Genomic DNA, 12,199 nt, shown 5'->3' with positions numbered 1-12,199 from the left:
AGGATCAGCTTTGCTGCTCGTTAGATTCATTTTTTTCAGCTAACAGCTTTTTGCCAATCGGAATCTGACGAGGCAATTTTTCTTCTGGCACATTGCGCTGCAATTCGATTTTCAATAAACCATTTTCAAATTCAGCTTGTTGTACCTCTACATGTTCATCCAGTCTTAAAGACAATTTGAATGAACGGTGGGCGATGCCTTTATGCAGGAATTCCACAGTCGTATCTGAATTTTCTTCCACCGCTTTACCGCTAATGGTCAGAACCTGATTTTCCAGATTGATCTCTAGCTGGTCTTCATTGAATCCGGCAGCAGAAACCACAATGCGGTAATTGTTGTCGCCGGTTTTTTCAATGTTGTAATGTGGATAGTTCGGTGCCTCACTTTGCATTGCATAATCAAAAAGGTCATTAAAGCGGTCAAAACCGATACTACGACGGAATAGTGGGCTAAGACTGAAATTGCTCATTGATCTTACCTCCTGATCTCAGAAAAGTTTTTTAAACAACATGCAATTCTTCAATATGAACTCAGTGATTAGAAACAATCTCCTGAATAGATCATTGCTCTATTTCTAATATAGGATTGAGGCGAAGCTTTTCAAGCCTCAAGATTTAAAAATATTTGAACCCATCTTGAGCTAAAAATAATGCTTTGAATTTAGCGATTTTACTGCTGAATCTATAACAAAATATGCGGAAGTAAGGCTTTAAATCATGCTATAACTAGATCAAATTTCAATAATGTCATGTAAAAACGAAAAGGTAACAGGTAATAACATGATTGATCTCTATTATTGGGGAACGCCCAATGGCCATAAAATTACCATCGCATTAGAAGAAATGGGCTTGGAGTATAAAATTTTCCCGATCAATATTCTGGAAAATGACCAGTTTCAACCTGATTTTTTACGTATCTCTCCAAATAACAAAATTCCTGCGATTGTGGATCAGGATGGCCCGCGTGGTGAACCGATTTCAGTCTTTGAATCTGGCGCGATTCTGCAATATTTGGGTCGTAAAACCGGCCTGTTTTATCCGGATGATGAGCAGCAACGTGTTGAAGTTGAGCAATGGCTGATGTGGCAAATGGGTGGCTTGGGTCCGATGCTGGGGCAGAATCATCACTTTAGCCGTTTTGCTCCTGAGCGTATCCCATATGCTACTGATCGCTATGTCAATGAAACCAAGCGTCTATACGGGGTTCTGAACAAACAGCTGATTGGTCAGAAATATGTAGCTGGTGAGTATTCGATTGCGGATATGGCTATTTTGCCATGGGTGCTACGTCATGAATGGCAGCAGATTGATCTGGCTGATTATCCGGAAGTACAGGAATATGTGACACGCCTGACTGCGCGTCCAGCGGTGCAAAGAGCGTTAGCAATACAGGTCAGATAAGTCTGGCCTTTGTGCTAAACTAGATAAAAGTAGATTAAACCACCTTTGGGTGGTTTTTTATTGGGTGAGTATATGAAAGATTTTTTCCTGAACTTTACTAAAATCGTGGAAACGAATCCTCGAATTTACTGGAGTATTATTTTCGGTATCGCAGCTTGTCTGCTGCTGTTCGTTGCTGAAATTGTGCATGTGGATCAGGTGATCAGTGCCTTGAATACCAAAGATCGTCAGATTTTAAATACAGCTCTTGAGCCGATCACCCAGAAATATCAATGGTCACGTATTTTGGTCATGGTTATGGCTATAGTCTGGGCGAATTGGGAATATCTTAAAGCCAAGAAAAAACTGGGTTTAAGCCGCTAGTCTCGGGATGTCCCTGTTTCTGCTCTTTCTTGCCGCTTTTGGTGCAGCCACTTTATTACCGCTGCAGTCGGAAGCGGTTTTGCTGGGTTTATTATGGCAAGGGAGCTATTCGGCGGCCTTGCTCATCATGATTGCAAGTGCTGGAAATATCTTGGGTTCCTGTGTGAACTGGTATCTGGGGTTCAAGATTGAGCAATATAAGCATAAAAAATGGTTTCCAGTCTCTGAGCAGCAGATGCTGAAAGCCCAAAGTACCTATCAGAAATACGGCTATTGGTCATTATTGCTGAGCTGGGTGCCGATTATTGGCGATCCAATTACGTTAATTGCCGGTTTGCTTAAGGAAAATTTTACCCGTTTTATCTTGATAGTCAGTATTGCCAAAATTGGACGTTATCTGTTTGTCTATTGGGCTTATGCGATGTTTTAAAAAAAGAGGCATAAAGCCTCTTTTTATTTATATTCATCATTAGTGCGCAGAATTTTCTTGATTGAAAAACCTTTGCACATCAGAACTAAAAATTATTTTTCATTTCCTTTGGTAATATCAACTCCAAACAGATCCTTGGTTCTCGCCCAGCTGATGGCAACTACCAGTAGGGTCATGCTGCCACCAAACACTGTAGCCATAATCGTGCCCATATATCTCGCAGCCAGACCAGACTCAAAAGCACCCAGTTCATTACTAGACGAGACAAACATGCCGTTTACTGCAGCAACCCGGCCACGCATATTATCGGGTGGATAAATCTGTAAAATCGTCTGACGAATCACCACTGAAATACTGTCACAAGCCCCGGTCATGGCAAGAGCAAACAGAGATAGCCACATCGAGTTGGAGAAAGCAAATAGTAAAGTAAAGACACCGAAACCTGCGACTGCAAGCAGCATATTACGCCAGGCATGTTGCATAGGCGGAAAGCGGGTCAGGACAATCATGGTTATCAGCGCACCAATGGAAGGAGCAGCCCGTAAATAACCCAAACCCTCTGGACCAACTTTTAGAATATCTTCGGCAAAAATCGGTAAGAGGGCAATCACCCCACCAAACAGCACCGAAACTAGATCTAGGGAAATTGACCACAGTACAATTTTACTGTTCCAGATGAAGCGGAAACCATCGCCCAGACTATGCAGGACATTTTCAGTTTCAATTTTAGGAAAATCGCGCTTTTGCAATAAGTTAATCAGAACAAAACAGATGCTGACCAGTACTGCGACAGTTAGAAGACTGGTTTCCCGACCTAAAAACGCCAGCATAAAACCACCGAGCATCGGCCCGATAATTACACCACTTTGCCAGCCAATTGTGGTCCAAGTTGCACCATTGGCATAGAGTGCACGTGGAATCAGAAAGGGTTTTAGTGAAGTTGCTGAAGGATTATAAAAGCCACGAATGGTACCCAGACAGAAAATGACGGCATAAATTCCCCAAGATAATTGACTGGTGCTGAGGTTTCCCAAACCGTGATAATGAAACAGTGACCAGAGAATGACAGGCATCGGAATGGCAAAAAATAAACAGATTTTCATAATAGTCTGCTTATTAAAACGATCCGCAACATATCCACCCCATAAAGAAAGGGAAATAAATGGAATCGCCTCTGCCAGACCAATCAGTCCTAAGGTCAGCGGGTCTTTGGTAATCTGATATAGTGAATAGGCAACAATAATTTCCTGAATCAGAATGGCTAAAGTCAGGCAAAACTGATTTAAGGTAACAATAGAAAAGTCTCGATAACGGAGTGCGGCAAATGCATCGGGCTGAATGTGCATAAAGAGCTGTAACTGAAAAAATTGACAAATTATAAAGTGATATCGCAAGCAGTATATAAATTCATCATTCAATTCTTATCGTAAAAAATGCTAAGTTTGCAGATTCATCAAGAAAAAAAGACTAGTGCTTTTGTTTTAAGCAAAGATGCATTAGAATATCGGCTCCCTTACCTGCAGGGCGTTCTTGCAATGGTGCAGACGTGCCGAACAGGTGTTCAAAAGAGGTTGTTATGCCTAAGATGAAAACTCGCCGTGGTGCAGCTAAACGCTTCAAAGCGACTGCTAACGGTTTTAAGCGTAAACAAGCGTTCAAACGCCACATTTTGACCAAAAAATCTGCTAAGCGTATTCGTCAATTGCGCGGCTGTGTAATGGTTCACGTAAGTGACGTTGCTTCAGTTCGTCGTATGTGCCCGTACATCTAAGGAGATTATAAATGGCTCGTGTAAAACGTGGTGTACAGGCTCATCGCCGTCACAAAAAAATTCTTGCTCGCGCTAAAGGTTACTATGGTGCTCGTTCACGCGTTTACCGCGTAGCGTTCCAAGCGGTAATCAAAGCTGGTCAATACGCTTACCGTGACCGTCGTCAGAAGAAACGTCAATTCCGTGCTCTATGGATTGCGCGTATCAACGCTGGTGCACGTCAAAACGGTTTATCGTACAGCCGTATGATCGCTGGCTTGAAAAAAGCTCAGGTTATCATCGACCGTCGCGTACTTGCTGACATCGCTATGCATGACGCAGTTGCGTTTGCAGCTCTAGCTTCTAAAGCTAAAGATGCGTTGGCTGCATAAGTCTTTATGACTTAGAAAAAAGACCGCTTTTAGCGGTCTTTTTTTATCTCTGTCTTTTTTATTTTTTGACGTTCAAATCAGTCTTTAAAGCCCAAAATAATATCCAATCAAACAGATAATCACCGTAATAATAATCAGGGTAATCACATTGCCTGAATTGGATTTAGCTGCGTCATGGGGCTTATGTGCTTTAGAAACTTTGACCGCGCGATCTTCAGTATTCATCCCTGCAAAAGGATCAGGCGTCACTTTAGGAGTGAGTTGTGCGGTTTTATAATGATTGGCCACTTTCACAATGAACTTGGCACTGATTTCATCGATTTTTTGTGCAAAGTGGCGCAGATTTAATTGCTGCTCTGGATTCAGTACCTGACCATCATCGTTATAAGGGTGTTGAATCTTCGTCTGAATAAAATCACTTAATGCATCCAGACGGTACAAGGTCTGATGAGCATAATCAGATGAATAATCCGTTGGGATTAAAGCAAGATGACTTGGATTTTCTGAGTGAGACTGAATCGTTGGGGTAGTACCGTAATAAGGCAAACCAGTATAAGTAGGCTCAGTGAATCCTTGAGCTAAATGATGTTCAAATAATTCCTGTTCAGTATAGGTATGAATATCATCCCAATTTGGCTGCACTAGATCAGCATCAATTCTTTTGGCCAGTTTACTGTTCAGTTCGTAACGCCAGAATACTTCATGACGTAAAGGCGACTGTTGGGCTTCCGGTGCTTCATAATCATTATCAGCGGTATACCATTCAGCCAGTTCCTTACCGATCATCCAGGCGGTTTTACCTTGAGCATGATGACTGATAATCACATGAGCCAAAGGAACCAGCTCAACATTGGCATTAGGGTTATTTTCATCTTCCAGTAAATGTGAAGAATGTAGACTAATACGACGAACACCTTGTTTTTTCAGACCTTCTAACCAGATTTGAAAGTGCTGTGCCAGTAAATGCTGGGAAATCAGATCTCGAAAAGTTAAATGGTGCTGATTAAAAATGGAGTGATTCAGCCAGCGGCTGAAACTGAGATCCTGAGTTAAAAACTCATTGCCATAAGTGACGAGGGTCAGTTGCTGTTTCCAAATTTGATCGAGTGCCATAGTGATTTGATCTGATTGATATTATGTTTATCTTATACTTTTTATAATTCATGATGCTATTCTAATTTTCATTAAAAGCGCACTTCATCAACTCGCCTAAAAACTGTTAGAATATGGGGTTTTTAAAAATATTTCTAACCTGTTGCTTTGAGAGTTACTATGTCACTGGAAGCCCTGACCACTGAAGCGCTCGCTGCGATTGCAGCAGCTCAAGACCTTGCTGCACTTGATCAAGTACGAGTGCAATTTACGGGGAAAAAAAGCCAGCTCGCGGAACAATCTAAGTCGCTGGGGAAAATGGATCCTGAACAACGTAAAGCGTTCGGGGCACAAATTCACGCAGTTCGTGAAGCCATCACAAGTGCTTTGACACAACGTCAGGCTGAACTGCAAAAAGCTGCACTAGAGCAGAAGCTTGCTAGTGAAAAAATTGATATTACCTTGCCCGGTCGTGGCCAACAGGTGGGCAGCATCCACCCAGTGACCCAAGTACAAGAACGTATCTGTCAATTCTTTACCAAAGCAGGTTTTACAGTAGCAACTGGTCCAGAAGTTGAAGATGACTATCACAACTTCGAAGCATTGAATATTCCGGGCCATCACCCTGCACGTGCCATGCACGACACTTTCTACTTTGATGTGAACCATCTGCTACGTACCCATACTTCGGGTGTACAGATTCGTACCATGGAAACCCAGCAGCCACCAATTCGTATCGTGTGCCCAGGCCGTGTATACCGTTGTGATTCTGACCAGACGCATTCACCAATGTTCCACCAGATTGAAGGCTTATACGTTGCTGAAAATACTAGCTTCGCTGAATTGAAAGGATTATTGGTTAACCTGCTAAACGAATTCTTCGAAAAAGATTTGAAAGTGCGTTTCCGTCCGTCTTATTTCCCGTTCACTGAGCCAAGTGCTGAAGTGGATATTATGGATGAGCGCGGCAAATGGTTAGAAGTTTTGGGTTGCGGCATGGTACATCCGAATGTACTTCGCGCTGCGGGCATTGATCCAGACAAATACAAAGGCTTTGCATTTGGTTTAGGTGTAGAACGTTTTGCAATGTTGCGTTATGGCATTAATGACCTGCGTATGTTCTATCAAAACGATGTGCGTTTCTTACGCCAGTTTGCTTAAGAGATTTGATAGCCTCTTCTTATAAAGTTGAGTGGCTAAAACATATTAATTTTTAGATTTAAAAATCCCCCTAAATCCCCCTTTGTAAAAGGGGGACTTACACGAAACAAGATAGGGTGTGGGATTTCCCCTCTTTGAAAAAGAGGGGCTAGGGGAGATTAAGGAAATGAATGTATGAAAATTAGCGAAAATTGGCTGCGCACATGGGTTAACCCAGCCATCGACAGTGACACACTCTCTGACCAGTTGACTATGCTGGGTCTGGAAGTTGACGAACTTGCACCTGCAGCAAAACCGTTCACAGGTGTGGTTGTGGGTGAAGTCCTGACTGTCGAACAGCATCCTGATGCAGATCGCTTACGTGTAACGACTGTGAACATTGGTTCAGGTGAGCCTTTGCAAATCGTGTGTGGTGCACCGAACGTACGTGCCGGTATGAAAGCACCCGTAGCTACCATCGGTGCAGTATTACCAGGCGATTTTAAAATCAAGAAAGGCAAACTGCGTGGTGTTGAATCACAAGGTATGCTGTGTGGCGCTTCAGAAATCGATCTTGAAGACAAAATTGATGGTCTGTTAGAGCTTCCTGCAGATGCACCAGTCGGTGTCAATGTTCGTGAATATTTAGACCTTGATGACAACGTGATTGATATCAGCATCACCCCGAACCGTGGTGACTGTTTCAGCATTCGCGGGATCGCACGTGAAATTGGTGTAATTAACCAATTGCCTGTCACTGCACCTGAAATTAAAGAAGTTGCAGCAACTCTTGCAGATGAGAAGAAAGTCGTTGTTGAAACTGAAGGTTGTGCACGTTACCTCGGTCGTGTGATCAAAAACGTCAATACCAAAGCACCAACCCCTGAGTGGATGGAACGAGCTTTAGTACGTGCCGGTATCCGTCAGCACAGTATTTTGGTTGACATCACTAACTATGTATTGATGGAACTGGGTCAACCTCTACATGCATTTGATGGCGGTAAGGTTCAGGGTTCAGTACATGTGCGTCAGGCGAAAGCAGGTGAAAAACTGGTTCTATTAAATGAACAGGAAGTGGAACTGCAAGACGACGTGATGGTAATCGCAGATGATGAAAAAGCATTAGCGATTGCAGGGATTATGGGTGGTCTGTCTTCATCTGTAACGGATGAAACTACTGAAATCTTCCTAGAATCAGCATTCTTCGCGCCATTGCATATTGCTGGCCGTGCCCGTCGTTTCGGTCTGCATACTGATGCATCTCAACGTTATGAACGTGGTGTCGATTTCGAATTGCCTATGATTGCAATGCATCGTGCATCTCAGTTGATTGCTGAGCTTGCAGGCGGTGAGTTTGGTCCAATCATTGTAGCTGAAAAACCAGAGCTATTACCAAAGCGTGAAGCGATTGAGCTAGAACAAGCGCAAGTCGATCAACTATTAGGTTATACAGTTGAATCAGATTTCATTACAGATGCTTTAACGCGTTTAGGCTGCAGCGTCACTGTAAAAGCTAAAGGTCAGTGGTCAGTGGTTCCTCCATCACACCGTTATGACATGGCAATTTACCAAGACCTGATTGAAGAAGTTGCCCGTATTCACGGTTATGACAATATTCAAATCAGCTTACCAGTCATTGATGTGAAATTGGCGAAATATGAAGATCAATTCGAACTAACTCAGCTTCGTCAAACAGCCGTGACCTTGGGTTATCAGGAAGCGATCAGCTTCAGTTTTGCTGACCTGAAACTGGAAAAACAGCTGAATCCAGCGGTGAATCCATTGGCTTTGGCGAACCCAATTTCAAGCGATTTGGCAGTGATGCGTTCAACTTTACTGTCTAGCCTGATTCCATGCGTACAGTACAATGTCAACCGTCAGCAGAACCGTGTACGTTTCTTCGAACTCGGTCTGCGTTTTGATTACCAGAATGCGGCTTCGATTCATGATCTAAAACAGATTCCAACTTTTGCCTTGATTGCCACAGGTTCACGTACACCTGAAACTTGGCATGGTAAAGCGCAGCCAATGGATTTCTTTGACTTCAAAGGTGATATTGAGGAAATTCTGGCAGCTGCGCGTCTGAATGTAGAATATGTACGTTCTGAACGTAGCTGGTTACATCCTGGTCAATCTGCTGAAATTCTAGTGAATGGTCAGTCAATTGGCTACTTAGGTCGTTTACATCCGTCGCTGGAAGATGAGCTCGATTTGGCGACGACTTGGGTCGCTGAATTAGATCAATCGGCTGTTTTGCAAACTTATGTATCTAATTTTACAGAATTATCACGTTTTCCATCGGTTCGACGTGATATTGCGCTTTTAATTAGTGATAAGATTAATGTTAGCGAAATTCAGGGACTTATCGAAAAAACAGGTGGAGAGCTTCTAGGCTCGACATGGTTGTTCGATGTGTACACTGGACAAGGAGTAGAAGAAGGGAAACGCTCACTGGCATTTGCACTTCTCTGGCAGCATCCAAGCCGTACACTGGAAGATGCTGAAATTAAATCAGGTATGGATAATATCCTTCAGGTGTTGGAAAACACTTACCAAGCGACATTGAGGGCTTCATGACAGCATTAACAAAAGCAGAAATGGCTGATCATTTAAGTGAGCTCACGAGTTTAAACCGTCGTGAAGCTAAACAAATGGTCGAGTTGTTTTTCGATGAGATTAGCCAAGCGCTAATCTCGGGCGAACAAGTAAAATTATCGGGTTTCGGTAACTTTGAATTACGTGATAAGCGCCAACGTCCAGGCCGTAATCCGAAGACGGGTGAAGAGATTCCGATTTCTGCACGCCGTGTTGTTACGTTCCGCGCGGGGCAGAAGTTCCGTCAACGTGTGGGGAATGAGCAGATCAATTGATCTGCTTTTTTTCATTTAAAAATTTTATTTTTTTAATCTTTTATATTTCTAAACAAAAAAAAGAGAGCCAAAGGCTCTCTTTTTTGTACTGAATAATCGTAAAGATTATTGAGCAGCAGCTTCAGAAGCAGCAGTAGCTTGAGCAGCAGCGTCAGTAGCAACAGCAGCAGCAGCGTCAGCTTCAGCAACAGCAGCAGCGTCAGAAGCAGCAACTTCAGAAGTAGCTTCTACAGCAGCAGCGTCAGCAGCAGCTTCAGCTTCAGAAGCAGCTTCTACAGCTTCAGATGCAGCTTGGTTAGCGTCAGCAGCAGCGTCGTCAGCTTTTTTAGCACAACCAACGAAAGCTAAAGTAGTAGCAACTGCAGCAGCAATAGCGATTTTTTTGAATAACATGGCATCACTCTCTAAAAAATTGAGATTAAAAAAAACCAAAGTCAGGCTGTAATATGCTTTTATTATTCCTAATAGTGTTAGGGACTAACAACGCAGGAGCAGTCTAACTGGTCTGCAAATATGCTATCACTGCGCATTTTTAATTGCTACTAGGGGAACATCAAAAACAGTGAAAAAACGATAAAAATTAAGGGTTTTTTAACAGAAAATAACAATTAATTGAAAGATATAGATTGGAGAAAGGCTTATTAAGCTTATAAAAATTATACAGTTATTTATCTGTTTATTTTAATAATCAAAAACTTAAAAATAAGTTTACAGATATCTCAGTACATTGTTTCATTGTGTAACATGCGTCAACCATAAAAAAGGCCACCTTGAATAGTGACCTTTCCGATAATTTTAGTTCGATGCTTTGCGTTTCATCTGATCAAAGAAATCATCATTGGTCTTGGTTTCTTTCATACGATCCAGCAGGAATTCCATCGCAACCAGTTCATCTTGGGTATGCAGGAGTTTGCGTAGAATCCAAACTTTACGCAGTTTGTCTTCGGACATCAAACGTTCTTCACGACGCGTACCAGATTTCTTGATATTCATCGCAGGGAAGACGCGTTTTTCTGCAATACGGCGATCTAGCGTGATTTCCTGGTTACCTGTACCTTTGAATTCTTCGTAGATCACTTCATCCATTTTACTGCCGGTTTCAATCAGGGCTGTAGAAATGATAGTAAGAGAACCACCTTCTTCGATATTACGTGCCGCACCAAAGAAACGTTTTGGACGTTCAAGTGCATGTGCGTCAACACCACCGGTCAGTACCTTACCTGATGAAGGAATCACAGTGTTATATGCACGTGCCAGACGGGTAATCGAATCCAGCAGAATCACCACATCTTTCTTATGCTCAACCAGACGTTTAGCTTTTTCAATCACCATTTCAGCCACTTGAACGTGACGGGCAGGGGATTCATCAAAGGTAGATGCGACCACTTCACCGCGAACAGTACGTTCCATTTCGGTGACTTCTTCAGGACGTTCATCAATCAGAAGGACAATCAGGAAACATTCAGGGTTGTTACGAACAATCGATTGCGCGATGTTCTGTAATAGCATGGTTTTACCAGCTTTCGGTGGTGCAACGATAATTGAACGTTGACCTTTACCAATTGGCGCCACCAGATCGACCACACGTGCAGTTAAATCTTCAGTTGTACCATTACCAAGTTCCATCACAAGCTGTTCAGTCGGGAACAATGGAGTTAAGTTTTCGAACAAGATCTTGTTACGTGAATTTTCCGGGGTATCGTAGTTAATCTGATTGACTTTAAGCAAAGCAAAATAACGCTCACCTTCTTTAGGCGGACGAATGGTTCCCGTAATGGTGTCACCGGTACGCAGGTTAAAGCGGCGAATTTGTGATGGGCTGACATAGATATCGTCAGGACCTGCCAAATAAGAGCCTGCTGCAGAGCGTAAGAAGCCAAAACCATCTGACAAAATTTCTAGAACGCCATCACCAAAAATCTCTTCACCATTCATCGCATGGCGTTTTAAGATGGCAAAAATAATGTCTTGCTTACGGTTACGAGCCATACCTTCAAGGCCCATAAACTCGGCAATCTTGATGAGTTCGCCAATCGGTTTTTTCTTGAGTTCGGTTAAATTCATAGGTGGTCAGATAGAATCAAAGTTCTAAGGTATAGGTTAGAAAGGGAGTAACATTCGGCCGCATATAAGCATTCAAACGAAAGCAATTGAATTTGCACAAGAACAATTCAGAGGTCTGTTTGATTGTTTCAAAGAGAAATGTGAAAACAATTTCTATTGCCGAGCGGCATGTTATGTAATGTGTCTTGTAAGAAACTGACAGGATTTAGCATCCTTTATCTCTTGAAGTTGAAATATAAGAGAGAAACAGGTTTTTGTCAATTTATAGACGAAAAAAATACGCAACCTTTGGTCGCGTATTTTTACTATAGCATTTTATGCTTAGATGTTTTGATCAATAAATGCAGTCAATTTAGATTTTGGTGCTGCACCGACTTGAGTCGCTACGACTTCACCATTTTTAAACATCAATAAAGCTGGAATGTTGCGGATATTGAAATTCACAGCAGTTTGTTCGCAAGATGTTACGTCAACTTTGACAATTTTCACTTTGCCTTGATATTCATCAGCCAATACTTCAAGTACAGGGGCAATAGCTTTACATGGCGCACACCAGCCAGCCCAGAAATCAACCAGTACAGGAACGTCTGATTGAAGAACGTCTGCTTCGAAGTTTGCGTCAGTAGTGTTTACGATGTTGCCAGACATGGAGTGCTCCAGAATTAATTTTATAAAGATAACTATAATTATTAGTATTA

General features: G+C 42.3%; 14 protein-coding genes. 8 read left to right on the top strand and 6 right to left on the bottom strand.

Annotated elements, in window-relative coordinates:
• Positions 1–4: 4 nt before the first annotated feature.
• On the bottom strand, positions 5–469 hold the full coding sequence (locus tag FTU72_RS07870) for an Hsp20 family protein (protein WP_004783582.1): 465 nt from the start codon (positions 467–469) through the stop codon (positions 5–7).
• A 310-nt stretch (positions 470–779) separates the two neighbouring features.
• Between FTU72_RS07870 and FTU72_RS07865 the strand changes: the two genes are divergently transcribed.
• The 3 genes from FTU72_RS07865 to FTU72_RS07855 all read left to right on the top strand — a co-directional run bounded on the left by FTU72_RS07865 (position 780) and on the right by FTU72_RS07855 (position 2,193).
• Positions 780–1,400, top strand: a complete 621-nt coding sequence (locus FTU72_RS07865) for a glutathione S-transferase N-terminal domain-containing protein (protein ID WP_004783581.1) — start codon at positions 780–782, stop codon at positions 1,398–1,400.
• A 72-nt stretch (positions 1,401–1,472) separates the two neighbouring features.
• Positions 1,473–1,763 carry a hypothetical protein gene (locus FTU72_RS07860; RefSeq protein WP_159123055.1) on the top strand — a complete coding sequence of 97 codons (291 nt, stop codon included), beginning with the start codon at positions 1,473–1,475 and terminating at the stop codon, positions 1,761–1,763.
• A gap of 7 nt (positions 1,764–1,770) precedes the next feature.
• The gene (locus tag FTU72_RS07855; RefSeq protein WP_034170828.1) at positions 1,771–2,193 is read left to right on the top strand and encodes a YqaA family protein; all 423 of its coding nucleotides are present in this window, start codon (positions 1,771–1,773) and stop codon (positions 2,191–2,193) included.
• A gap of 92 nt (positions 2,194–2,285) precedes the next feature.
• On the opposite strand, the gene FTU72_RS07850 is transcribed toward FTU72_RS07855, so the two are convergent.
• Entirely contained in the window at positions 2,286–3,539 is a 1,254-nt protein-coding gene (locus FTU72_RS07850; RefSeq protein WP_180052647.1) for an MFS transporter, read from the bottom strand.
• A gap of 230 nt (positions 3,540–3,769) precedes the next feature.
• On the opposite strand from FTU72_RS07850, the gene rpmI reads away from it, so the two are divergent.
• A complete protein-coding gene (rpmI, locus tag FTU72_RS07845) occupies positions 3,770–3,964 on the top strand; it encodes a 50S ribosomal protein L35 (protein WP_004278281.1) in 195 nt (64 codons plus the stop codon).
• An 11-nt stretch (positions 3,965–3,975) separates the two neighbouring features.
• The gene (rplT, locus tag FTU72_RS07840) at positions 3,976–4,335 is read left to right on the top strand and encodes a 50S ribosomal protein L20 (protein WP_004647525.1); all 360 of its coding nucleotides are present in this window, start codon (positions 3,976–3,978) and stop codon (positions 4,333–4,335) included.
• An 84-nt stretch (positions 4,336–4,419) separates the two neighbouring features.
• On the opposite strand, the gene FTU72_RS07835 is transcribed toward rplT, so the two are convergent.
• Positions 4,420–5,448 (bottom strand): hypothetical protein, encoded by a 1,029-nt coding sequence (locus FTU72_RS07835; RefSeq protein WP_180052646.1) that lies wholly within the window; start codon positions 5,446–5,448, stop codon positions 4,420–4,422.
• A 159-nt stretch (positions 5,449–5,607) separates the two neighbouring features.
• Between FTU72_RS07835 and pheS the strand changes: the two genes are divergently transcribed.
• The 3 genes from pheS to FTU72_RS07820 all read left to right on the top strand — a co-directional run bounded on the left by pheS (position 5,608) and on the right by FTU72_RS07820 (position 9,437).
• Complete coding sequence (gene pheS, locus FTU72_RS07830) at positions 5,608–6,588, top strand: phenylalanine--tRNA ligase subunit alpha (protein WP_180052645.1); 981 nt, start codon at positions 5,608–5,610, stop codon at positions 6,586–6,588.
• A gap of 174 nt (positions 6,589–6,762) precedes the next feature.
• On the top strand, positions 6,763–9,144 hold the full coding sequence (gene pheT / locus FTU72_RS07825; RefSeq protein ID WP_180052644.1) for a phenylalanine--tRNA ligase subunit beta: 2,382 nt from the start codon (positions 6,763–6,765) through the stop codon (positions 9,142–9,144).
• On the top strand, positions 9,141–9,437 hold the full coding sequence (locus tag FTU72_RS07820; RefSeq protein WP_004783565.1) for an integration host factor subunit alpha: 297 nt from the start codon (positions 9,141–9,143) through the stop codon (positions 9,435–9,437). The genes pheT and FTU72_RS07820 overlap by 4 nt, the downstream gene beginning before the upstream one ends.
• Before the next feature lie 105 nt (positions 9,438–9,542).
• On the opposite strand, the gene FTU72_RS07815 is transcribed toward FTU72_RS07820, so the two are convergent.
• The 3 genes from FTU72_RS07815 to trxA form a co-directional block, all read right to left on the bottom strand.
• Complete coding sequence (locus tag FTU72_RS07815) at positions 9,543–9,830, bottom strand: hypothetical protein (protein ID WP_179992970.1); 288 nt, start codon at positions 9,828–9,830, stop codon at positions 9,543–9,545.
• 402 nt (positions 9,831–10,232) lie between these two features.
• Positions 10,233–11,501 carry a transcription termination factor Rho gene (rho, locus tag FTU72_RS07810; protein WP_004783562.1) on the bottom strand — a complete coding sequence of 423 codons (1,269 nt, stop codon included), beginning with the start codon at positions 11,499–11,501 and terminating at the stop codon, positions 10,233–10,235.
• A gap of 321 nt (positions 11,502–11,822) precedes the next feature.
• Positions 11,823–12,149 (bottom strand): thioredoxin, encoded by a 327-nt coding sequence (trxA, locus tag FTU72_RS07805; protein ID WP_005233946.1) that lies wholly within the window; start codon positions 12,147–12,149, stop codon positions 11,823–11,825.
• Positions 12,150–12,199: the final 50 nt, after the last annotated feature.

Source organism: Acinetobacter sp. YH12137 (genome assembly GCF_013418535.1).
GTDB lineage: Bacteria > Pseudomonadota > Gammaproteobacteria > Pseudomonadales > Moraxellaceae > Acinetobacter.
This window is presented reverse-complemented; position numbering and strand designations above follow the sequence as displayed.